General features: G+C 70.4%; 14 protein-coding genes and 3 CRISPR repeat arrays (1 of these 17 only partly in view). Of the genes, 7 read left to right on the top strand and 7 right to left on the bottom strand.

What is annotated here, in order from left to right; all coding sequences use genetic code 11:
• Window positions 1–179: 179 nt before the first annotated feature.
• Entirely contained in the window at window positions 180–1,475 is a 1,296-nt protein-coding gene (locus tag AB0I42_RS31020) for a serine/threonine-protein kinase (protein WP_357542896.1), read from the top strand.
• Here AB0I42_RS31020 and AB0I42_RS31015 read toward each other — a convergent pair.
• A complete protein-coding gene (locus tag AB0I42_RS31015; RefSeq protein WP_357542894.1) occupies window positions 1,414–2,115 on the bottom strand; it encodes a hypothetical protein in 702 nt (233 codons plus the stop codon). The two genes, AB0I42_RS31020 and AB0I42_RS31015, sit on opposite strands and share 62 nt — an antisense overlap.
• Window positions 2,116–2,419: 304 nt before the next feature.
• Between AB0I42_RS31015 and AB0I42_RS31010 the strand changes: the two genes are divergently transcribed.
• Window positions 2,420–4,522: an N-6 DNA methylase gene (locus AB0I42_RS31010; protein WP_357542892.1), complete on the top strand. Its 2,103-nt coding sequence runs from the start codon at window positions 2,420–2,422 to the stop codon at window positions 4,520–4,522.
• Between the two features lie 249 nt (window positions 4,523–4,771).
• A CRISPR array of direct repeats spans window positions 4,772–6,267; the repeat unit is 29 nt; unit sequence CTGCTCCCCGCGCACGCGGGGGTGATCCC.
• 245 nt (window positions 6,268–6,512) lie between these two features.
• On the opposite strand, the gene AB0I42_RS31005 is transcribed toward AB0I42_RS31010, so the two are convergent.
• The 4 genes from AB0I42_RS31005 to AB0I42_RS30990 form a co-directional block, all read right to left on the bottom strand.
• Window positions 6,513–7,151, bottom strand: a complete 639-nt coding sequence (locus AB0I42_RS31005) for a class I SAM-dependent methyltransferase family protein (protein WP_357542890.1) — start codon at window positions 7,149–7,151, stop codon at window positions 6,513–6,515.
• Window positions 7,152–7,665: 514 nt separating this feature from the next.
• A CRISPR array of direct repeats spans window positions 7,666–10,863; the repeat unit is 29 nt; unit sequence CTGCTCCCCGCGCACGCGGGGGTGATCCC.
• 351 nt (window positions 10,864–11,214) lie between these two features.
• Window positions 11,215–12,222, bottom strand: coding sequence for an FAD-binding oxidoreductase (locus AB0I42_RS31000; protein WP_357542889.1), 1,008 nt, complete (start codon window positions 12,220–12,222; stop codon window positions 11,215–11,217).
• Between the two features lie 182 nt (window positions 12,223–12,404).
• Window positions 12,405–12,944, bottom strand: a complete 540-nt coding sequence (locus tag AB0I42_RS30995; protein ID WP_357542888.1) for a dihydrofolate reductase family protein — start codon at window positions 12,942–12,944, stop codon at window positions 12,405–12,407.
• Between the two features lie 30 nt (window positions 12,945–12,974).
• On the bottom strand, window positions 12,975–13,973 hold the full coding sequence (locus tag AB0I42_RS30990; RefSeq protein WP_357542887.1) for a sigma-70 family RNA polymerase sigma factor: 999 nt from the start codon (window positions 13,971–13,973) through the stop codon (window positions 12,975–12,977).
• A gap of 148 nt (window positions 13,974–14,121) precedes the next feature.
• Between AB0I42_RS30990 and AB0I42_RS30985 the strand changes: the two genes are divergently transcribed.
• The 5 genes from AB0I42_RS30985 to AB0I42_RS30965 all read left to right on the top strand — a co-directional run bounded on the left by AB0I42_RS30985 (window position 14,122) and on the right by AB0I42_RS30965 (window position 19,233).
• Window positions 14,122–14,904 (top strand): maleylpyruvate isomerase N-terminal domain-containing protein, encoded by a 783-nt coding sequence (locus tag AB0I42_RS30985; RefSeq protein ID WP_357542885.1) that lies wholly within the window; start codon window positions 14,122–14,124, stop codon window positions 14,902–14,904.
• An 83-nt stretch (window positions 14,905–14,987) separates the two neighbouring features.
• A complete protein-coding gene (locus tag AB0I42_RS30980) occupies window positions 14,988–15,401 on the top strand; it encodes a nitroreductase family deazaflavin-dependent oxidoreductase (RefSeq protein ID WP_357542883.1) in 414 nt (137 codons plus the stop codon).
• A 192-nt stretch (window positions 15,402–15,593) separates the two neighbouring features.
• Complete coding sequence (locus AB0I42_RS30975) at window positions 15,594–17,318, top strand: alpha-lytic protease prodomain-containing protein (RefSeq protein ID WP_357542881.1); 1,725 nt, start codon at window positions 15,594–15,596, stop codon at window positions 17,316–17,318.
• 213 nt (window positions 17,319–17,531) lie between these two features.
• Window positions 17,532–18,785 carry a hypothetical protein gene (locus AB0I42_RS30970; RefSeq protein ID WP_357542879.1) on the top strand — a complete coding sequence of 418 codons (1,254 nt, stop codon included), beginning with the start codon at window positions 17,532–17,534 and terminating at the stop codon, window positions 18,783–18,785.
• A gap of 127 nt (window positions 18,786–18,912) precedes the next feature.
• Entirely contained in the window at window positions 18,913–19,233 is a 321-nt protein-coding gene (locus AB0I42_RS30965) for a hypothetical protein (RefSeq protein WP_357542877.1), read from the top strand.
• 34 nt (window positions 19,234–19,267) lie between these two features.
• Here the strand turns inward: AB0I42_RS30965 and AB0I42_RS30960 are convergent, their stop codons facing one another.
• Window positions 19,268–19,693, bottom strand: coding sequence for a hypothetical protein (locus tag AB0I42_RS30960; RefSeq protein ID WP_357542875.1), 426 nt, complete (start codon window positions 19,691–19,693; stop codon window positions 19,268–19,270).
• A gap of 155 nt (window positions 19,694–19,848) precedes the next feature.
• The gene (locus AB0I42_RS30955; RefSeq protein ID WP_357542873.1) at window positions 19,849–20,832 is read right to left on the bottom strand and encodes a glycoside hydrolase family 11 protein; all 984 of its coding nucleotides are present in this window, start codon (window positions 20,830–20,832) and stop codon (window positions 19,849–19,851) included.
• Window positions 20,833–21,672: 840 nt separating this feature from the next.
• Window positions 21,673–22,487: direct repeats of the CRISPR family, unit length 22 nt; unit sequence CTGCTCCCCGCGCACGCGGGGG; it runs 62 nt beyond the window's last position.

Here is a 22,487-nt window from a genome sequence, read left to right as displayed (position 1 = left end):
CACAGTGGACCGCACCGGTCGCCGACCCTGGACGATGACGCAGCCGGAGACGGTGCCCGCGCCGGACACATTGAAGCACCGGTGTACGGGTCTTGCAAGTGCATTACCCGTGAACCCAGTTCACTGATCACGTTGGAGCGTACGGCTTCGGGACCGGTCCGGCCGTTATGCTGGGCCCCGTGGTGTCCGGCACGGTCCTCAAAGGCCGCTACCAGCTCCGTCGGTTCCCGTTGCCACACAGGGGACTGGCCGAGGTCTGGCCCGCGGACGACACGCTGCTCGAACGCTCCGTCATCGTGAAGCTCATCGGCGCCGGCAAGACGGACCTGGACCTGATACGTCGGTTCCGCCGCGAGACACTGCTGACCGCCCGGCTCGATCATCCGGGCGTGCCCGCCGTCTACGACCTCGGCGAACACGAAGGTCGGCCCTACGTCGTCCTCGAGCGGATCGCCGGGCTCAACCTCGCCGACCTCATCGCGGAGCAAGGTCCACTCCCGATCGGATGGGTGGCCGCCATCGGGGCCCAGATCAGCAGCGTCCTGATGGCCGCGCAGCGGATCAACCTGGTGCACCGCGACATCAAGCCGAGCAATGTCATGCTCGCCCCGAGCAGCGCGGTCAAGGTGCTCGACTTCGGCCTGGCCGTCGTGTACGACGACGACCGCTACTCGCGCATCACGCGGACCGAGCACTCTCTCGGGACGAAGGGCTACATGGCGCCGGAACAAACCTTCGGGGAGCGCGTCGACCACCGCACCGACCTGTACGGCCTGGGCGGCACGCTCTTCGATCTCCTGACCGGCCAACCGCCGTTCGTGGGCGCGACGACCACCATCGACCGGCAGCAGATCGAGGATCCCCCACCCCGTCCTGCCCACCTCCGCCCCGACGTTCCCGCCACGCTCGACGACCTGGTGCAGGCACTGCTCGCGACCCGCCCCGAGGACCGGCCGGCCAGTGCCGCCGAGGTCTACACCGCCCTGGCGCCGCTCTCCCGGGATCTGCCGCCGATTCCCGGCCTGCTCGACGACACCGCCGAAGCGGTACAGGCGTACGCCGCGATCGTGGGACGGGTCCCACAGCAGACCCGTCCCACGCCGGCCCCCGCCGCCGAACGGGTCAGGCCCGATCGGGAGCAGGGCGAGAAGCACGCGGAGCGGTTACACGCCGCCGGTGAGTTCCGCGCCGCGGCACGCCAGTGGCGGCAAGTCGCCGACCAACGCGCCCTGCAGTACGGCGACGACGACCTCAAGGTGTTCGACCTACGACGTCAGGCCGCCCGTGCCCACCTCTCACTCGGGGAACGCGATCGCGCCCTACGTCAGCTCAACGTGCTGCTACGCGACCGCATCCGGGTCGACGGACCGGAACACGCCACCGTGCAGAGCCTGCGCCAGGAGATAGCGCGGCTCAGCGCCGAGCCGCCGTCCCAGCGCCACCCCCATCGACGTGGACCAGACTCGGATCACTGAATATCCGGGGCAGCAACACCGCCTTCTGCTCCGGAAAGTCCCCGTACCGAAAGATCCGGACGCAGGTCTGGCCCCGCGTCTCGGTGGTCATAGCGAGCCGGGCCAGCGGTGAATACATGCCGCTGTGCTTCAGCCAGGCGGCCTCCTCACCGTGCCGGTCGAAGCCGCGGCCGATCGACGCGTGTCCGAACACGTCGTGCACCGCGCGAAACATGTCGTTCTCGGCGTCGCTGAGGTACGGGTGGGGAGTGCCGCTGGCCGCGGTGGCCCACACCTTCAACCGGCGCCGCCGCACGTCGTCGACCATCGCCCCGACGTCCGGGTAGGGGTCCTCGTCGACGACCCGCACCGTCATGCCCAGGCCGCCAAACTCCGCCCGGCCCACGAGGAAGTGGTACTGCCGTGCGGTTTCTTGGCAGAGCGCGGCGTACGCCGGGTAGGCCCGCTCGTCCCGAAGCGGTGCCGCCGCGTACGCGTCCGCGATGGCGGTGCCAACGACGGGGTCAAGGCGCACTCGCGCGTACACCCGGGCGGTTGGGTCGCCCGTGGTGCCGGGCGCGTACCGCCGAGCACCACGGGCGACGTACACGACCGGCGAAAGGCGATCGGGAAGAGTGGTTGGCGGCGTGGATTCGAGCAAGGGTGTTCATGGTCCTCCTTCGGTAGTGGGGTCGGGTAACGGTCAGCGGGCTTCCACGGTCTCCCGCAGGTCATGCGTGCGCGATCCATCGCAGGGCCGGGTGCCCTGCTCGCGGCGCAGCGACTCGCCGAGCACCCTGATCTCGGACACCCGGCGGTCCTGGTGAACCTTGGCGATCTTTCCGATGGTGGTACTGCGTCCTCGACGCGGCATTGATCCCCCCTGAGGTAGTGGCCGGAGCCGCACACAACATATCGTCTGTAAACCGTGACCACAAGCATCATCGCCATGCTAGTGTTCACGGGTGACGAAAGAGCCGATCATGGCCCCGAGCAAGGCCACCCTGACCGCCAGCGGCATCGCGCGACTGGCCAACGTCGGCAGGGCAGCGGTGAGCAACTGGCGCCGCCGCTACACCGACTTCCCCACACCGGTGGGCGGCACCCCGACCAGCCCGTCGTTCGACGCCCGGGAAGTCGAGCGGTGGCTGCACCGCCATGGACGGCTACACCAGGCCAGCACCGCCCAATGGGCCTGGCGGCAGATCGAGAGCTACCAGCCCGCGGCGCAGATCAGCGACGTCCTCGGCATCGCCGGTGCGCTTCTGCTCGTCCGGACCGAGTCCGCCAGCGACAACCTGCCGACCCCGAAACAGCTCGTCAGCCACCTGCACACCTTCGACCCCGGCCTGGCCGGGCTGGTCGGTGACGTACTGCCGAAACAGTGGACCGCGCAGCTCACCACGCTCCTGCGCACAGTGGACCAGTTCGGCTCGGAACAGGGCGCGGAGACCGCCTTCGAATACCTGCACAGCCAGTACGTGACCTCAGCCCACTCGATGTCCGGCCTTGCCGGCACGCCCGACGCCGTCGCCGAGGTGATGCTGACCCTCGCCGGCATCGGGACGCGTACCTTCGACTTCACCAGCGGCACCGGATCCATCCTTCGCATGGCCGCCGACCGGGCCCTGCGAAACGGTACGGCCACCCGGTGCTACGCGCAGGAGGTCAACCCGCAGTACGCGCTGATCACCCTGCTGCGCCTGTGGTTCGTGCACCTGCGTACCCGAGCCGCCGGACACGCGGCGGAGCCGCCCGTCATCCACGTCGGCGACAGCATGCTCGCCGACGGCCTACCCGACCTGCGGGCCGATGTCGTCGTCGCGAACTTCCCGTTCGGGGTGCACGACTGGGGCCACGACCGCCTCGCCTACGACCCCCGCTGGGCCTACGGCCTTCCCCCACGAACCGAACCCGAACTCGCCTGGGTGCAACACACCCTGGCCCACCTCTCCCCCGGCGGCACCGCCGTCGTACTCATGCCCCCAGCCGCCGCATCGCGCCCCGCCGGCCGCCGGATCCGCGCGGAACTCATCCGTCGCGGAGCGCTGCGTGCGGTCATCGCCCTCCCCTCCGGCCTGATGCCGCCGATCGCCATCGGACTGAACATCTGGGTCCTCACCCAGCCCGATCCGCACCAGCCGGGCGCCGGAGACCTGCTCATGGTCGACGCCACCACCGCGTCCGAGGGCCAGTCCCTCACCCAGATCGTCGACACTGTCTGGAACGCGTACCGGTCCGACAGCTACGCCGAAAGGCCCGGCGTCCACCGCGCCGTGCCCGCCATCGAACTCCTCGACGACCAGGTCGACCTGACACCGCAACGGCACCTACCACAAGCTGGCGAACTAACCGCCAACCCCGCGGAGATCATCTGCAGGATCGGCGACTTCGACCGACTTCTCGACCACATGCGACGCAGCCTGCCCGCGGTGCACGAGACACCGACAACACCGCTGCTCGAAGCCCCCCAGGCCGACGTCACCGACCTGATCCGGTCCGGCAGCATCACCGTCCAGCGCGCCGTCTCCCGTAGCCGACCGACCAGCGCCGCCGGCGGCGCCGTACTGACCGCCGCCGACGTGCTGTCCGGCGGCCCGGCCAGCGGACAGGCGACCCGCGCCAGCGACGACGCCCCGGGGCCACAGGTAAACGCCAACGACATCCTCGTTCCGGTCATCGGCCGCCGGATCAGCGCCCGAGTCGCCACACCGGAACAGATCGGCGCCGAACTCGGGCCCGGCGTCCAGTTGATACGCGTCGACACAACCCGCTTCGACCCATGGTTCGTCGCCGGTGTCCTCTCCCGCACGGACAACCTGCGGATCGCCGGCCGAACCTCGAGCACCGCAAGCGGCACCCTACGCATCGACATCCGCCGGCTCACGATTCCTGTCGTGCCGCTGAAGCAGCAGCGGGCGTACGGGCAAGCCTTCCGTCAGCTTGTCGAGTTTCGTAACACGCTTGAGCAGGCGGCAGCGACCGGAGCGGCCCTGGCCCGCGAGATCGGCGACGGCCTCACCACCGGTGCCCTCGGTGTTGCGTCGACACCAGGCCCGACAGCATAGAGACGCTTGGTTCAGCGCACATAGGACGGGCGTGAAGTACCACGCGGACGACGGTACGGCAAGCTTCGACCGCTCGAGAAGATCCCTTCAACGGGCGGACCACCGGCCTGTGCTGACATGAAGCTGTTAGCCTCGACCATCCGTACCCTCACGTTGGTCCCATCAAGCCAGGGAGTTCAGATGGCAGCTTTGCCGACCAAAGTGAAGGAAAAACAACTAGTTGATCTCTAGAGCACCAGGTCAGGAAGTCTGCTCCCCGCGCACGCGGGGGTGATCCCGCCCCGCTTGGCTGCGGCCCGCTCGGCGAGATCTGCTCCCCGCGCACGCGGGGGTGATCCCGTCCGGTCGTACTGGATGCCGATCTCGCCGACCTGCTCCCCGCGCACGCGGGGGTGATCCGATGATCTTGGGTCGTGAGCCGGCCGAGTGGGGCTGCTCCCCGCGCACGCGGGGGTGATCCCGCCCGGCTTGATGTCGGTGGCGCGCGACAGGTCTGCTCCCCGCGCACGCGGGGGTGATCCCCATCCGTGCTCGCGCCCGCTGTCGGGCACCGTCTGCTCCCCGCGCACGCGGGGGTGATCCTACGCCTTCGTGGACGCGACACGAGGGAGGCTACTGCTCCCCGCGCACGCGGGGGTGATCCTCGGAGTCTGATCGAGGACCTGCAGGACGTCCTCTGCTCCCCGCGCACGCGGGGGTGATCCCATCGCGCGCGGCACATACCTCGGGCGCTGTGTCTGCTCCCCGCGCACGCGGGGGTGATCCCAAGATCGACACGGCGACGTCGCCACGGAAGACCTGCTCCCCGCGCACGCGGGGGTGATCCCTCGTCCAAACGCCGGGCGATCTCGGCGTTGCTCTGCTCCCCGCGCACGCGGGGGTGATCCCCTCGCCCAGGTAGCCACGATCCTGGCCCTCGCCTGCTCCCCGCGCACGCGGGGGTGATCCCACGGCCGGCGGGTAGTCCAGGTTGGCCCACTCCTGCTCCCCGCGCACGCGGGGGTGATCCCCCGGTGTTCGGGATGGCGCCGCTGCCGGCGCCCTGCTCCCCGCGCACGCGGGGGTGATCCCTCGCCCTGCAGACCCCGGCCGAGCGCGCGGCCCTGCTCCCCGCGCACGCGGGGGTGATCCCTTGTAGACGAGCCGATCCCGCACGATGTTCTCCTGCTCCCCGCGCACGCGGGGGTGATCCCGCCCGTGCCGGGATCTTGCCGTTGCAGCGGAGCTGCTCCCCGCGCACGCGGGGGTGATCCCGACGAACACTGCGAGCAGTGCGGGACGACGGACTGCTCCCCGCACACGCGGGGGTGATCCCCACCGGCGTACACCGACCGAACGCAACGGACACTGCTCCCCGCGCACGCGGGGGTGATCCCCGGCGTAAGAGATCGGTGTCCACACTGGCGGCCTGCTCCCCGCGCACGCGGGGGTGATCCGGTCAGGGCGCGGCAGGCCGCGCTACGGGCGCCCTGCTCCCCGCGCACGCGGGGGTGATCCCGCGGCGAGGAACTGGTCGTCTTCCTCGATGCCCTGCTCCCCGCGCACGCGGGGATGATCCCTGGCGGCTGCGGCACGGCGACGTGACCGGGCGCCGCTCCCCGCGGCACGCGGGGGTGATCCCTGTGTCCGGATCTTCCGGTGCGGCGACGGCCGCTGCTCCCCGCACGGACGCGGGGGTGATCCCGCGCAGGACCTCACGCACCTCGAGCCGACGACCTGCTCCCCGCGACGCGAAGGTGATCCCGCCTAGACGTATGCGATACCCCCGACCGCCACCGGTGAGTCATCGAGTCCGCCTGGTCTGGCTTACACAACCTTCGACTCGTACGCCGCTGCGGGCGCGAGGCCGACCACTTCCATGCCTCCGCCGGCCTCGCCTACGCCCTGCTCCGTCACCACCGGCTCACGAACGACAACCACCTGGGATGAGCCCTACGAAGCAGCAAGCGTGACATCCGATCTCCCAGCGCGTCAGGACTTCAGTTCGATGTCAAGCGATGAACTGGAAGATCTTGCCGTCAGCAGGCAACGGCTGCGGGGTGCCGGTGAAGCGGTGGATGCCGACGGAGAACAGGACGCCGTCGGGGGCGTGGAATGCCTCTTCGACGAATCCCGCGTCGGTCAGCCACCTTCGGATCGCTGGTGTGAGGTCGGGCGTACGCCGGGTCCTGGTCCAGATCACCGTGGCATCGGCGGCGCAGAACTGTGGCAACGCCTTGATGGTGGTGCGGACGTCGCCGTCGCTGATGTTGCCCAGGACTCCCGCCATGATGACGAGGTCGGCGGGCACCGCCTGTCGGTACGAGGCGAGGTCACCCGCGTCGGCCTGCATGACAGTCACCGTCTCGAGCTTCTCGGCGGCCACTCTTGCTCGGGCCGTCGCGACGTTCCGCGGGTCGTACTCGATCAGGGTGGCACCGACCCGAGCGGCGTCAGGGCGCGCTGCCAGCACGTCGAGGATGTCGCGGCCTTGGCCGGCACACACGCTGACCACGGTTACGGGTTTACCGGCGTGCTCATCGAGCCACGCGGCGATGTGCCGCTGAACCAGGCGCAGCCTATGTGCCAGCGGCGAGCCGGGGTCGGCATACGGGCGGTGCCAGTCGTACCAGTCTTCTCCGTCGTTCATGTGGGCCGATCTTGCCAGTGTCACCGTGGCGGCAACAGCCATCACAATCTTGTACCGTGCTCAGGTGCGTCGCGGCGGTGGCGCGGTCACCTCCATGACCTGCTCGACCGGCAGTCGGGGCGTACGCGGCACCGGCTCGGATCGTGGTGAGCCAGGGCATCGACGCGGACATCACCCTCAACGCGCTACGGACCCTCGGCGGCGATCGACGGATACCGGACACAGCGTAACGGCACTGAAACTCTCACTGGGCGCAGGCGGTGACAGCTAACGGGACGGAGATTCGAGGCCTCCGGTGGTGACGGCCTCGGCGTCCACGGCATGCTCCCGTACAAACAGAGGCCCGGACTACCAGCCCTTCTACAATGGAGCCGGATGCAGGAACCCTAGCTTCTGGTCTCAATAGTTCGCACGGGACGTTGGTTTGCCGAGTCGAGAAATCCGGATGGAAGCCTTGCCAACCAAAGTGAAGAAAAACGGCCTACTTGATCTCTAGAGCACCAGGTCAGGAAGCCTGCTCCCCGCGCACGCGGGGGTGATCCCGCCTACTCCGGGGAGCCGCTGGACGCCGATGCTGCTCCCCGCGCACGCGGGGGTGATCCCTCGCGGAAGCGATCCTCACCCCGGTCAAGGCCCTGCTCCCCGCGCACGCGGGGGTGATCCCCGGAGTCCCACCGGCCCGGGCATCCGTCCCTCCTGCTCCCCGCGCACGCGGGGGTGATCCCTTGTTGCGCCAGCCCATCCCGTCGCCCAGGTCCTGCTCCCCGCGCACGCGGGGGTGATCCGTCATCGACTCGCCGGTCCTGGCCATGCTCATCCTGCTCCCCGCGCACGCGGGGGTGATCCTTGCCGAACCGTCGTAGGTCCTCAATGGAGCACTGCTCCCCGCGCACGCGGGGGTGATCCTTGCCGAACCGTCGTAGGTCCTCAATGGAGCAACTGCTCCCCGCGCACGCGGGGGTGATCCCTTGACGTTGCGGCTCGACAACGTCGGCGGTCGCTGCTCCCCGCGCACGCGGGGGTGATCCCCGAGGCCGCGCCGGCTGCTGCGGAGGATGGATCTGCTCCCCGCGCACGCGGGGGTGATCCCGGGCTGTCCCACGGGCTGATCCCGAGCACGGCCTGCTCCCCGCGCACGCGGGGGTGATCCCGCCGGGGCACCCTTGCCGCCGTCGGCCGGCTCCTGCTCCCCGCGCACGCGGGGGTGATCCGCCTGGGCCTGGCACCTGTCCCTGGCCCTCGGCTGCTCCCCGCGCACGCGGGGGTGATCCTCCATGGATAGATCTGCCAACGCGCCTGCTACGCTGCTCCCCGCGCACGCGGGGGTGATCCCTCGGCCGGTGGCTGCGGGAGTTGGACGAGCGGCTGCTCCCCGCGCACGCGGGGGTGATCCCGAGACGACCGCGTACTACCGCGACATCAGCCACTGCTCCCCGCGCACGCGGGGGTGATCCGCGCGAGACCGGCGCCGGCCCGGCGGTCACCAACTGCTCCCCGCGCACGCGGGGGTGATCCTTTTTCTCGCCACGGTCAGCGAAGACGCGGATCCTGCTCCCCGCGCACGCGGGGGTGATCCCGAGGACGGTCTACACCTGGCCGACGACCTGGCCTGCTCCCCGCGCACGCGGGGGTGATCCCTGGCGGGGCATGGTCTTGCGACCGATCGCGATCTGCTCCCCGCGCACGCGGGGGTGATCCCCGGCTGATCACCCACGAGGTCACCAGGAAGCGCTGCTCCCCGCGCACGCGGGGGTGATCCTGGTGCCGATCGGGCGGCCGGATCGGAGTCGATCTGCTCCCCGCGCACGCGGGGGTGATCCCGTCATCCCGGTCCTGTACGACCTGTACACGGACTGCTCCCCGCGCACGCGGGGGTGATCCCGCCTGCCCGAATGCCGCCAGGGCCGGCACGATCTGCTCCCCGCGCACGCGGGGGTGATCCGGCGTCGAGGTTGCTGTAGTTGCCCTCACGGGCCTGCTCCCCGCGCACGCGGGGGTGATCCCCACGGCCGGTACGCGGGTGCTGGCGGTCGACCCTGCTCCCCGCGCACGCGGGGGTGATCCCTCGGCACGGACGTACACCATGTTCCTTTGGGCCTGCTCCCCGCGCACGCGGGGGTGATCCCTGGACTCCACCACCGGCCCCGCCCGGTCGGATCTGCTCCCCGCGCACGCGGGGGTGATCCCCTACTCGCGTGGCCAACCACGGGGAAAAGATCCTGCTCCCCGCGCACGCGGGGGTGATCCCGTCCGCTGCGGGCGGACGAGCGCCGTCTCATGCTGCTCCCCGCGCACGCGGGGGTGATCCCTCCCCTTGCGTATCACTCCGATAATGAAGTATCTGCTCCCCACGCACGCGGGGGTGATCCCAGGTCCCGGTGCGCGTCGACGAAGTCCTGTCCCTGCTCCCCGCGCACGCGGGGGTGATCCCCTGAACGTGATCTCCAGGCGCTGCCCGGCCTCCTGCTCCCCGCGCACGCGGGGGTGATCCTGCACCAGCGGTTCTGACCCTGCCCACCGAATCCCTGCTCCCCGCGCACGCGGGGGTGATCCCAGGGTCTGAGCTGCGCCGACCACGGTCCGGATCTGCTCCCCGCGCACGCGGGGGTGATCCCGCGATGTCTCGCTTGTCGACGTGGAGTTCGGCCTGCTCCCCGCGCACGCGGGGGTGATCCCGCGGCCTGGACGTCCGGCACCAGCCCGGTCTCTGCTCCCCGCGCACGCGGGGGTGATCCCTTCTCGTCGCGGATGCGGGCGAGCGCCGTACCCTGCTCCCCGCGCACGCGGGGGTGATCCCGCACTGATGCCATAGGCGGCAGAGGGGCTAGCCCTGCTCCCCGCGCACGCGGGGGTGATCCCGGCCACCGTGCCGGCTGTAATGTCGGCGCCCGCTGCTCCCCGCGCACGCGGGGGTGATCCCGCACGACCGGCCGGCTGGTCCGCGGCCAAAACCTGCTCCCCGCGCACGCGGGGGTGATCCCCGTGCTCGATCTGTCCGCGGACAACACATCCGCTGCTCCCCGCGCACGCGGGGGTGATCCCGCCACAACATCACTATGCGCGAGCTGGGCGTCCTGCTCCCCGCGCACGCGGGGGTGATCCCGCGTACTGGGGTGACCCGCTCGACGCCGATGACTGCTCCCCGCGCACGCGGGGGTGATCCCACGCGCGCCGCGATCCCCAGGAGTCCCTGCCCCTGCTCCCCGCGCACGCGGGGGTGATCCCCACGCCGTAAAAGCGAACGAAGTCGCAGCCGCTGCTCCCCGCGCACGCGGGGGTGATCCCTTCACCACGCCGGCGCCGGCGATCCGGGCGAGCTGCTCCCCGCGCACGCGGGGGTGATCCTCTCAAGCTGGTCCAGGAAGTTGAGTACGGACCCTGCTCCCCGCGCACGCCGGGGTGATCCCAAGTTGGCGGTCTCCCGTCGCCGCGCGCACATCTGCTCCCCGCGCACGCAGGGGTGATCCCGCCACGTGGAGGACATCGCGGGCCGAGGTCGCCTGCTCCCCGCGCACGCGGGGGTGATCTTTAGACGGTTACGGTCACCTCAAGGACTGGGGACTGCTCCCCACGCACGCGGGGGTGATCCCAGCATCCGGCAGCTCGGCACCGTGGACCCCAACTGCTCCCCGCGCACGCGGGGGTAATCCCGCGCCCGTCACCATCGCCACCTCATACTGGATCTGCTCCCCGCGCACCCGGGGTGATCCGGTGGCGCCGGGCTCAGTGCACCAGTGGCCGCGCTGTTCCCCGCTCACACGGAGTACTTCCATGCGGACCGCTTGATTGCCGGGCGTGGTCGGGATCATCAGCTAACAAGGCCGAGTTCGGCGACTTCCTGCGCAAGATCGCCACAGCACGACGTGCAACTGCCGGCGAGAATAGGCCTGACAACTTCCACACGAGGTCTGCGCGGGGTCGTTCGACAATGTCAAGGAACTCATCGCCACGGTCCGCGCTTTCATCGACGGCTGGGGAGGACCGATGCCCCCTTCACCTGAACCAAGACCCCCGCCGAGATCCTGCCGCACGCCACCGGTAAGCGAGATTCAGATGCGGGACGCTAGAAGCGGTCGGGGCGGCATCCCGACAATGCCGGCTCGTCGATGCCGTTGACCAGTTCCCGCGCGATGAGGCGGCCCATGGCCGGGGCAAGCGTGACCGCCGAGTGCATCACCGCCAGGTAGAGACCGGGTACGTCGGCGACCGGACCGACGATCGGTTCACCGTCGGCCGGCATCGGGCGTACTCCGAGTCGTGTGCTGAGCAGCTCGACGCTTCCGGCACCACGGAAAGTGGACCGGACGGCGGCAAGGGTCGGTTCGGGCGAGTCCGCGGCGGCGATCAGCCGGTCCGCGGCGACCTGCCGGAGATCGAAATCCTCAGTGTTGACCACGGTACGGACCAGGCCGGCCGGCGCCCGAAGCCGGAAGAGCGGGCACGGTGACGGCTCGACCGGGACACGCACGCCGAGCGGCGCGCCCAGCGTGGCCGTGGCAACGCCGGCCGCCAACACCACAGTCGTACCGGACAGGGGTCCCACAGCCGTGTCGACCCCGGCAACCTGGCCCGCCGCATCCCGGTGGATCGCGGTGACCGCGGTGTCCAGATGTACCCGGGCGCCGTGGGCGCGGGCGCCGGCGACCAGCCGCTCGGTCACGCCGACCGGGTCGACGGCGCCGTCGCCGGGTGCCCATATGGCCCACTCCGGGGGCTGTCGAAGGTTGGGCTCGAGCGTCATCACGGTGGCCGCGTCCACAATTTCCTGTCCGGGCCCGGCCTCCGGCGCGCTGCCTTCCGCGCGCCAGCTCAGTGAGCCGGACCAGGTCACCGGGAGTCCCGGCAACTCGGCCTCGACCCGGTGGTACTCCTCCGTCGCGGTGGCCCGGATCCCGGCCGCCGGACCGGTACGTACGCCGGATGCTCCGACCCAGGCGAACGAGTCCGCCGTCACGCCGGCGCCTGGCCGCCCGGCATCGAGTAACGTCACGGCGGCGCCCGCCCGGGCGGCGTGATAGGCCACCGACGCGCCGACGATGCCAGCTCCGACGACGACTATGTGCCTACCCACCGGTGCGCTCACCACGTTGACGACCTTACTGTCCGCAGCGGCTCCGTCCGTGCGGCCTGACGGGTCGCCGCCCGCTGACCGACTGCCGGTAGGCGGGATTCAGATGCGGAAGTGGGGCGGCGCGCGTGGCGTGCCGCTCCCCCGCCGGACGCGGTGGAGCGGCACGCCTGTCGCGGCCTCCGTTACCGCCGGACCTTCAGCCACATGGTCGGTACGGGACCCTGTGCGGTCGTGACCTCGTCCATTCGCACATGGGCGCCACCGGGGTGGTGGAACAGGCGTACGCCGTCACCGAGCAGTACGGGTGCGATGAACACCAGGATCTCGTCGAGCAGGCCCGCCGCCAGGCACTGGGCGGCGACGTCGGCGCCGAGGACGTTGACGTACCGGTCGCCGGCGGCGGCCTTGGCCGCGGCCACTCCGCTGGTCAGGTCGTCGACGAAGGTGGTGTCGGGTACGGGGTTGGTGGGCGGCCGGTGGGTGAGCACGAACTGCGGGCCGGTCCACTGGCCTCCGAAGGCGCCTTCCTTGTCGGTGTCGCGGTTCGGGTCGTCGCCGTAATAGGTGCGGGCGCCGATGAGCAGCGCGCCGATCTTCCCGACGAGGTCGTCGGCCACCGGGTTGGGGCCGCCGACGTGCTCGGCGAGCCAGGACATGTCACCGCCGGGGCCGGCGATGTAGCCGTCGAGTGACATGGTCGCGGAGTAGAGAACTTTGGTCATGTCTCCTGAGACTACGGCGGCGCGGAAAAACTATCGGTCGAGGCGCGGTGGCAGCCGGAACGCCGGGAAGAGGGCCGGCTCGTGGAATGCGGTGATCTCCGTGATCTGGCCTTTCTCGACGCACAGCACCCCGATCGCGAACGGCGCGTACGAGTGTTCTTCGGGGCGTCGTACGTAGGCCGCGGCGGCGAGCTGGCCGTTGGCCTGTGCCGGCAGCATCCGGAACGTGCCCACGTACTCGGGCGAGGTGGGGTCCCAGCTCGTCGACAGCGCCGCGAGCACCGCCGGTCGGCCGGCGAGCCATTCCGGGTACGGCGGCATCGTCGTTCTCACGTCCTCGGCCAGCAGTTCGGCGATCTCGGCGAGGTCGCCCCGTTCGGCCGCCGACATGTATCGGCGTAGCACCATGCGCTCCTCGTCGGTGGGCGGGGCGGACGGTGCCCAGTCGGCCCGGCCCGGTGGCAGGTGCTTGCGCAGCGTCGCCCGTGCCCGTTGCAGCGCGCTGTTGACGGATGCGACGCTGCCGTCCAGTGCCTGGGCCGTCTGCCGGATCGGCCAGCCGTGCACGTCGTGCAGGATCACCGCGGCGCGCTGCCGGGGTGGCAGGTGTTGGATCGCGGCCAGGAACGCGAGTTCCAGCGTCTCCTTCGCGACGACCCTCGCTTCCGGCTCGTCGGAGTGCGACGCGACCGGCTCCCACAGGTGGTCGGGAAACGGCTGCAGCCAGGAGGGGTCGACGACGGCGGGTTGCGGCTGGCCCGGGTCGTACGGCGGTCCGACGTGGTGTGGGAGCACGCGCCGCGCCCGACCGGTGAGGGCGTCGAGGCAGGCGTTGGTCGCGATCCGGTAGAGCCAGGCGCGGATCGACGAGTGCCCCTGGAATCCGTGCCGGCCCCGCCAGGCCCGCAGGAACGTCTCCTGGACCAGGTCTTCCGCTTCGTCGAAGGACCCGAGCATCCGGTAGCAGTGCACTCGCAGCTCGCCCCGGTGCCGCTCGATGAGGTCGGCGAAGTCTTCGTCGTCGCTCACCCGGCGACCGTACCGAACCGGCCCGGTCCGGCTCGCCCCGCACCCGCCGAACGTGGCCGCAACCTGCACTTATGGCGGACGGTAGCGGGCCTTCCGTGCGCTAGCATCCGAAACAAGATCACCGCCGGGAGGGTGAATGGTCCTCAACGTGCCATCCGCAGCGACGGACCGCGACGACCCGCGGGGTCGGCCGGAGATCGACGTATTCCTCGACACCCTGCAGGACGTGCCACCGCACGCGCTGACCGCCTGCCAGGGCTGGACCGCGCACGAGGTCGTGGCCCACCTGGTCTCCGGTGTCGAGCTGCTGACCGAGCAGGCCCGGGCCCATCTCGAGGGGCGGCCCGCTCCGGCGGTGACCGACTGGGCGGCGCGGGAGCTGCCGTACCAGGCGCTGGACGACCGGGTGCTGCGCCGCCGGCTGGAGACCGGCGAACGGGAGATGACCGAACTTTTCAAGCACCTTGCCGCCCCCGATCCGACCGCGGCGGTTCCCGGGTTGGGGTGGGGCATGCCGGTCGGGGAACTGATCCTGCACATGCGGCAGGAGTTCGCCGTGCACCGCTGGGACCTCGTCGGCGACGACGGCCAGGGCGACGAGGTGCTGGCCCGGCCCGAACTGCTCGCGCACTCGGTACGGATGCTGCAGAACTCGCTGCTCGCCACCGGCCTGGCCGGTGCGGGCGGAACCGGGGCCGACTTCGCCGCCCGGCTGCGGTGCCCCGACCAACCCGATCTCGTCGTCGAGGTACGGCGCGGTGAGGGGCGGTTCGCGCTGGTCGAACCTGACGACGGTCCGGCGGTGGAGACGGATCCGGCGGCCCGGCTGCTGCTGTTGTGGGGCCGCCGCCCCTCGGATCCCCGGCGGGTCCGCAGCGGGCTGCCGCCTGGCCAGTTACAGCGGTTGCAGCAGTTGCTGTGCGGATTCTGAACCGCACCGGTGATCGGTCGGTCACCGGCGGAATAGTGGTGCCGGATGGACGGTTGGGGCCAGTTGTGACGACGAATCCCGAAATGAGCCCGACCGACTGGGTCCGCAGGCAGACCGAGCAGATCCTCACGCAGGGCACCACCGAGGGCGTATTGATCTTGGATCGCCCGATCGTGCTGGTGACGACGACCGGCGCGCGGACCGGCAAGGAGCGCTTCGTCCCCGTCATGCGGGTCGAGCACGACGGCCGGTACGCGATGGTCGCGTCCAAGGGCGGCAGCCCCGAACACCCTTCCTGGTATCACAACGTGAAGGCGAACCCGGCCCTGACGCTGCAGGACGGCACCGCGATCGACCCGTACGTCGCCCGCGAGGTGGCCGGCGCCGAGCGCGACGAATGGTGGGCGCGGGCCGTCGCGGCCTTCCCGCCGTACGCCGAGTACGAGACCAAGACCGAGCGTCTGATCCCCGTCTTCGTCCTGGAGCCGGCCGGCTGATCCGGACCGCGTCACGGCCGCGCCGGGCCGGGTCCGACCGTGGAGAGACCTCGCTCCACATGATCACCTGGCTCGGGCGGCCGTCAGCCGCGGCGACCGGAACCCGACACGACGTATCTGCCGTACCGCTTCTGCCGTCCTCCCTGCGAGCGCCGGGCCCCCGCCCGGCGCCCTGCACAGGGAGGTTCCGGGTTGCGAAGGATCGCGGTGGGGTGGCTGGCGGCATTGACCGTCGCCGGTTCGATGCTGGTGGGGGCGCCGGCAGCGGCGCAGGCGGTGCCGGACGGCGCGGCGCTGGAGCGGATGAAGGTCGGGCTGGACCGGGCCACGAGCGTGCCGGCGGGAGTGACCGGCTGGTACACGGATGTCGACGAGCGGACGCTGGTGGTGCAGACGCTGCCCGGTACGGCCGGGGCAGCCAAGCGGTTCGCGCAGGACAACGGCGTGCCGCCGAGCGCGGTACGGGTCGTCGAGGCCGCCGGACGCCCGGAGCAGCAGTCGGAGCGCCTGCCCGCCGGCAACGAGTTCCTGATCGGCGCAGCCGCCTGCTCGACCGGGTTCGCCGTGACGGAGAACCTCAGCGGGGACGCCGGATTCGCCACCGCCGGGCACTGCGCTCTCGAGACGCCGCCCGGGGCGCTCACCGCCAAGGGGCGGCCGCTGGGCGTCTGGGGCGGCTACTCCTTCCCGTCCTACGACATGGCCTGGGTGCGGACGTACACCGACTGGCGGCCGACCGCCGAGGTGGCCGGCCTCGGCCCGGTCAACGGCGACGAACCGGCGGCCGAGGGCACCACGGTCTGCCGTACCGGCCGCACGACCGGCGTGCGGTGCGGGACCATCCTGACCAAGAACGCCACCATCATCTACCCCGGCCGCGACGGCGGCCCCGACAAGGTGGTCACCGGCCTGACCATCACCGACGCCTGCTCCGAACCGGGCGACTCCGGCGGCCCGTACGTCGCCGGTGACCAGGCCCAGGGCGTGCTCTCCGGCGGCCTGAACCTGCCCTGCGGCCATTCCGGCGACCGGTCGTACTTCCAGCCGATCCGGCCGATCCTGCACACCTTCGGCCTCACCCTGACCCGCTTCTGGCAGGGCTGGACCGAGGTGCCCGGCGGGCAGCTCATCGATTCGAGCCCGGCGGTGACGAACTTCGCCGGCAGCGAGTACGTCTTCGCCCGCCGCGCCGACGGCCAGATCGTCCACGCCGCCCGCACCGGCACCCATTGGTCGGCCTGGCTGCCGGTGCCCGGCGGCCGCACCACCCCCAGCGCGCCGGCGGTCACCGTCCACAACAACATGCTGTACGTCTTCGTCCGCGACGACACCGGCCGCATCCACTTCAACACGTCCACCCGTACGGCGTGGTCCGGCTGGGTCGAGGTGCCCGGCGGCGGCACCACCCCGAGCGCCCCGGCCGCCGCGGTCGTCGACGGTGAGCTGCACCTGATCGTGCGGGCCGGCAACGGCAAGCTGGTCGAGAACGTCCACGGTCCGTCCGGCTGGTCCGGCTGGAGTGTGCTGCCGGGCAACGGCCTCACCTCCGACGCGCCCGCCGTGACCGAGTACGACGGCACGCTGCGCCTGGCCGTGCACTCCGACAACGGCAGCATCTACCTCAACACGTACGAGGGCGGCGCCTGGGCCGGCTGGATCCCGGTGTCCGGCAACGGCTTCACCGAAAGCCCGCTCGGTCTCACCACCTACGACGGCCTGCTGCGCATCTTTGCCCGTGGCGGCAACGACCACCTGTTCAGCATCACCTCCGACGGCACGACCTTCAACCGCTGGATCGAACTGTCCGGCAACGGCGCCACCCCGAGCGGCCCGGCTGCCAACGTCTACGACGGCAACCTGCACCTGTTCGCCCGCGGGCTGAACGACAGGGTCTACGTCAACACCGCCCGAGCCTGACCCCAGGCGCTGTCGCGTGCGGCGACCGTTGCCGGCGGTAGTGGATTTTGGACGTATATGCACCGGATGAGATCAATGCAACCGGTGCACCCGGCAACTGGGAACGCGCGCGAAAGAATCATCACGCAGGGTGACGGTACGGGCCTGAAGCGGAACACTCCCGAATCGGAGCGGTCGACCGGCCGCTCCGATTCGGGAGGAAGAGGCCCGCACATGATCATGATCGGAGCACAGTCCCCGGCGCGGCGGGCGATGCCGCGTCGTGCCCTTCTCGCGGCGGGCGTCGCCGTGCTCGTCGTCGCATCACTCGCCGGCCCGGCGCCGGCAGCACCCCCGACGGTCGACGCCAGGCCCACCACACCCGGCGCGGGGCCGGTCGGCGCCGTACCCGGTGGGTTCGCCACCTGGTCGGAACTGGTCGACGTCCAGACCCGGCTCAACGCCGCGGCAGAGAAGATCGCCACAGCCAGGAACGCCGGCTTCGCCGGGATCGTGGCCGCCCCGGAGAACCGTGAGGTACGGGTCTACTGGAAGGGTGATCCCGGCGCGACGGTGCGTTCACTGATCACCGACCTGAACCGCACCGTCCCGGTGAGACTGCTGCCGGCCCGGTTCTCGGAGGTCGAACTCGCCGGCGCGGCCCGCCGGCTCGCCGCCGTACCGAACGTCGTCAACGTCATCCCGAAGGTCGACGGAAGCGGCGTCCAACTGACCGTCACCGGTGACAGCGCACAGGTCGGCATGGCGCCGGCCGTACGCGACTCCACCGTCCCGGTCTCGGTCGTGGTCGGTGAGCGGCCGGTGGCCGCCCACAGCCGGCAGGCCGACATCTCCCCCTACTACGGCGGGGGCCGGTTCTGGTCACCGATCGGTGCATGCAGCACCGGCTTCGCGATCAACCTGGGCGGCCTCCAGCAAATGCTCACCGCCGGTCACTGCGGCGAGAACGGTCAGACCGTCACCACCGGCGCCGGCGTCCCCATGGGCAGGATCCACAGCAAGATCCTCTGCCAGGACATCGAGATCATCGACGCCCCCTCCTTCGGCCGGGTCTTCAAAGACCTCGCACCGGGTAGCGTGGCCATCAGCGGCACCGCCGACAGCTTCGTCGGCAACTGGGTCATCCCCAACGGAGCCTCCAGTGGCGAACTCAGTGGCGTCCAGGTCACCGCGGTCAACCTCTTCCTCGCCGTCAACGGCATCCCGTGCGACACCGTCGGACCGCTGATCCAGGCCCGACAGGTCGCCGGCCGGTGCGCCGTCGCGCCAGGGGACAGCGGCGGCCCGGTGATCGCCTACCGGCCCGACGGCACAGCGAACGCCCTCGGCACCATCACCGCCGGCCAGAACCCCGTCCCGAACAGCGCCTGCCCCAGCGCCATCTACGCGCCGGGCTACAACTACGTGTACTACGTCCCGATCAACGCCTCGTTGCGCACCTACGGCGTTTCGATCGCCACCGGCTGATCGCGTACGCACCGGGCCCGTCGGCTCTGCCGGCCGGCCGGCCCGGTGTTCGCCCGGTCTCGCCGCAGCCGGAGGCGCGGGTCATGATTGTGGTGGTGAGACGGGCAGCGCGGTTCGAAGGAGCAGAGTGGACGACTACGCCAGGGTGATCGCAGCCTTCGAGCGGCTGCACGCGGCCGGATGCCCGCTTCCTACCGCCGAGCAACGCGAGCGGATCGCCAAGGTGGCGTTCCGACGGTGGCGAAGCTTCGACCGACGCTCGCGGATTCGTCGCCCCGTACAGGCGGATCGCATCCGGGACCTCGCGCACGGCCTGGTCGAAGCCCTGGAAGCCGAGCCGCGCCTGGTCGGCCCCCTCATGCGTGACTACGAGTGTCTGGCGGAAGCCTTCGCGGCAGCCGTTGATCCGACGGCCGACGAGGGCGGGACCCCTTCTGCGCTCCGGTGACTCGGACGAGGTCGACCAGACGAATGACGCGTTGTCAGGCTGTCAGCAGCAGGATTCCCGCAGAGATCAGGGCTAGAACCTTGATCATCTCCAGGGCGATATAGGCGTAGTGGCTACGTGACCGGGGCGCGTCATGGCCGGCAAGAACGCGGTCCGACCTGCGGGTCAGCCGTGGCCGGACCAGGGCGAGCTGAACGATCAACGCGACCACCGCCACCGCTGCGGCGGTGACCGCGCCGCGCGACGGGTGGCCGGCGACGAGCGCGACGACGAGTACGGCGGCGAGCACGACCTCGACGGTGTTGAGGGCCCGGAAGACGAGCCGGCCGATACCGAGCCCGATCGGCAGGGTGACGCCGGGAGCGCGGAACTTCAACGGTGCTTCCAGGAACGAGATGGCCAACACCATGCCGAGCCATACGAAGGTCACGGCGGTGGCGACCGCTGGCGCGAATGTCATCCGGCGTTGCTCCCGTTCCTGAACGTTCGGCCCGGGAGCAGGCTAGCAACCGGGCGGCCGCCGCCGCCCTCGCACCGACTGGGCTCTCCCCGCCGGACGGCGCCCGGGCGCGACGGTCATGAGCCGCCGGCCGCGGGCGCCGGGTCCGGCGACGGTCAGCCGGTGCTACAGGAGACGGTCGGCCAGGTCCAGTTGCCGTTGTGCCGGATGGTGACGCCCCAGTTGTTGCCGTTGCCGTTGGGCCTGGCGGTCAGCACCTGGGCACTGGGGTAGCTGGCGCTGACGTTCCAGGTCGCGATGACTCCCGCGGGCGACGGTACGGTCATCGTCACGGTCCAGTTGCTGGAGCCGGACACCGCGACGTTGAGGTTGTAGCGGTCGCTCCACTGCTGGCCCGCAGAGAGCGTCGCGGTGCAGCCACCACCGCCTCCGCCGCCACCGCCGCCGCTCCCCAGCGTGATGTTGGAGTTTCCGCTGCTCTGGTATCCCTCCGTCGCGAGAATCATGTAGTCGTGACTGCCCAGGTTCATGCCGTTGCGGGCCCAGGCGTCGAAGTGGTTGCCGGAGGTGATCGTTCCGCCCGTCCTCTTCGACTGCCGGACGCTCCAGTACTGCGGGAAGGTCCTGGTGCCCTCGATGGAGGGAGCGTTGTACCGCATCGTCTCGTAGATGTCGTACGTACCGCCGTCGCTGGTGACCGTGCCCTTGTACGTACCCGTGGGCCGGTAGGTGCCCCAGTTGTCGACGACGTAGTACTCGACGAGTGGGTTCCGTGTCCATCCGTAGAGGGTCAGGTAGGCATTGCCGGACGGGTTGAAGCTGCCCGAGTAGGTCACGCTCCGCCGGCCGCCGGTGCTCCAACCCTTACCCGCGACGAAGTTCCCGGTGTTCCGCCACGAGGTGCTGTAGTTTCCGCCGGCTCCCAGTTCCATGGAGACCGTGCCGGAACTGTCGGTCCAGAACGAGTAGAAGTAGCCGTTGTGGGTGCCGGTCTGGTTCGAGGTCACGGCCGCATGAGCGGTGCCGGGCAGCATCATGGTGGCCACGATCAGCACCGCCGCGCTGGCGCTGCCGATGAGCCGCCTGATTGGCCCGCCTCTGCGGCTTCTCGGACGGGCGGTGACGTCGTTCATGGGCATGATCCCTCCTTGGGACGGCTGGCGGGAACCAGGCAGCGTGATACGGCCCCGCGGGCTGTCGGCGGTCAGAGCGCCGGCCACCGCGCGCGGGCGTGGTAACACGATTGGGTTGCCCGGTCGTCATGCGGCAACGACCGGAGTGCGATGTCGCAACAGGCGCTTGATCGATGACACCCGATGCGCTTGGTGCTCCCGAGTATCGATCCGCTGCCGACTTCTCGTCAACAACTTCCGGAAATGCCACCAGAAGACTGATCTTGCACTGCCACAACCCTGCCGGATCCAACGCCTGGCCATTGTCGTGAGGACGGCCGAGACCGGCTCCAGGCGGGCGCCGAGAGCAGGTTTGACGATTCCAGCTTCGAGCCGCCAGTCCTGAAACTTTCGGAGACCTTCCGATGAGTCCCGCCGGCCCGCTTGGCCGCCCGTACCGGCCTCCAGGCCGAGGTTGTGGCGAACTCCGCCGCCACACCTCAACGCCCAAATGCGCCGCCTACGCCAAACCCGGATCGTCGGCTACGCAGACAGCCACCAGGTCATCAACGCCTGCCACCGGCAGGTGGCTGCGAGGTCATCCATCCACTATGGCGCTTCGACCGGCGGGGGTCCCCGACGCATAGGGAGCAGACCGCTCTTTACAACCCTTCAGATCCGGCGAGCTTCCACGCCTCGAGAGGGTCACTCCAACACCCGGTACGACTTCCGGTTCCACGAACCGTTCGCCATGATGATTCATGCCAGACATCGGTCCCGCCGAGCCAGGGAGTTCAGATGGCAGCCTTGCCGACTAAAGTAAAGGAAAATCGGCTAGTTGATCTCTAGAGCACCAGGTCAGGAAGCCTGCTCCCCGCGCACGCGGGGGTGATCCCGAGGGGGCCCACTGGACGACGTGGAAGGGCAGCTGCTCCCCGCGCACGCGGGGGTGATCCCGGCGTGAGCCGGCCATGGCCGGCTGGAACACCTGCTCCCCGCGCACGCGGGGGTGATCCCCCACCGGCCGACGTGCTCGGCTCCGACATCGACTGCTCCCCGCGCACGCGGGGGTGATCCGTGGCAGGAAATCGGCCAGGACATCGCCGAGATCTGCTCCCCGCGCACGCGGGGGTGATCCTGCTCGTCGGATCGGCGTCGTCGGCCATCACCCCTGCTCCCCGCGCACGCGGGGGTGCCCGCTGTGGCTACAAGTCCGCGGTCCTCTCCGGCTGCTCCCCGCGCACGCGGGGGTGATCCGGAAGGCCAGCAAGACGTTCAGGCCGTGGTCAACTGCTCCCCGCGCACGCGGGGGGTGATCCCAGCGCGACCAGGCGCGGGGGAATGTCGATCGGCTGCTCCCCGCGCACGCGGGGGTGATCCCAGCCGCGCCGAGGTGACCGCGTGACCACCATCCTGCTCCCCGCGCACGCGGGGGGTGATCCCCACCGATTGACCTATGTGCACTGTGTGACCTACTGCTCCCCGCGCACGCGGGGGTGATCCCTCGACGAGTTGCCTGAGGTGATCTCGTAGTTCTGCTCCCCCGCGCACGCGGGGGTGATCCCCAGCTCGGCGTGGACATCCGGCAGCCGCAGCGCTGCTCCCCGCGCACGCGGGGATGATCCCAGCGGCCGCGGGGACCAGGCGACCAACCAAATCTGCTCCCCGCGCACGCGGGGGTG

Origin of the sequence: Polymorphospora sp. NPDC050346 (genome assembly GCF_040655695.1) — a bacterium.
Taxonomy (GTDB): Bacteria; Actinomycetota; Actinomycetes; order Mycobacteriales; family Micromonosporaceae; genus Polymorphospora; species Polymorphospora lycopeni.
This window is presented reverse-complemented; position numbering and strand designations above follow the sequence as displayed.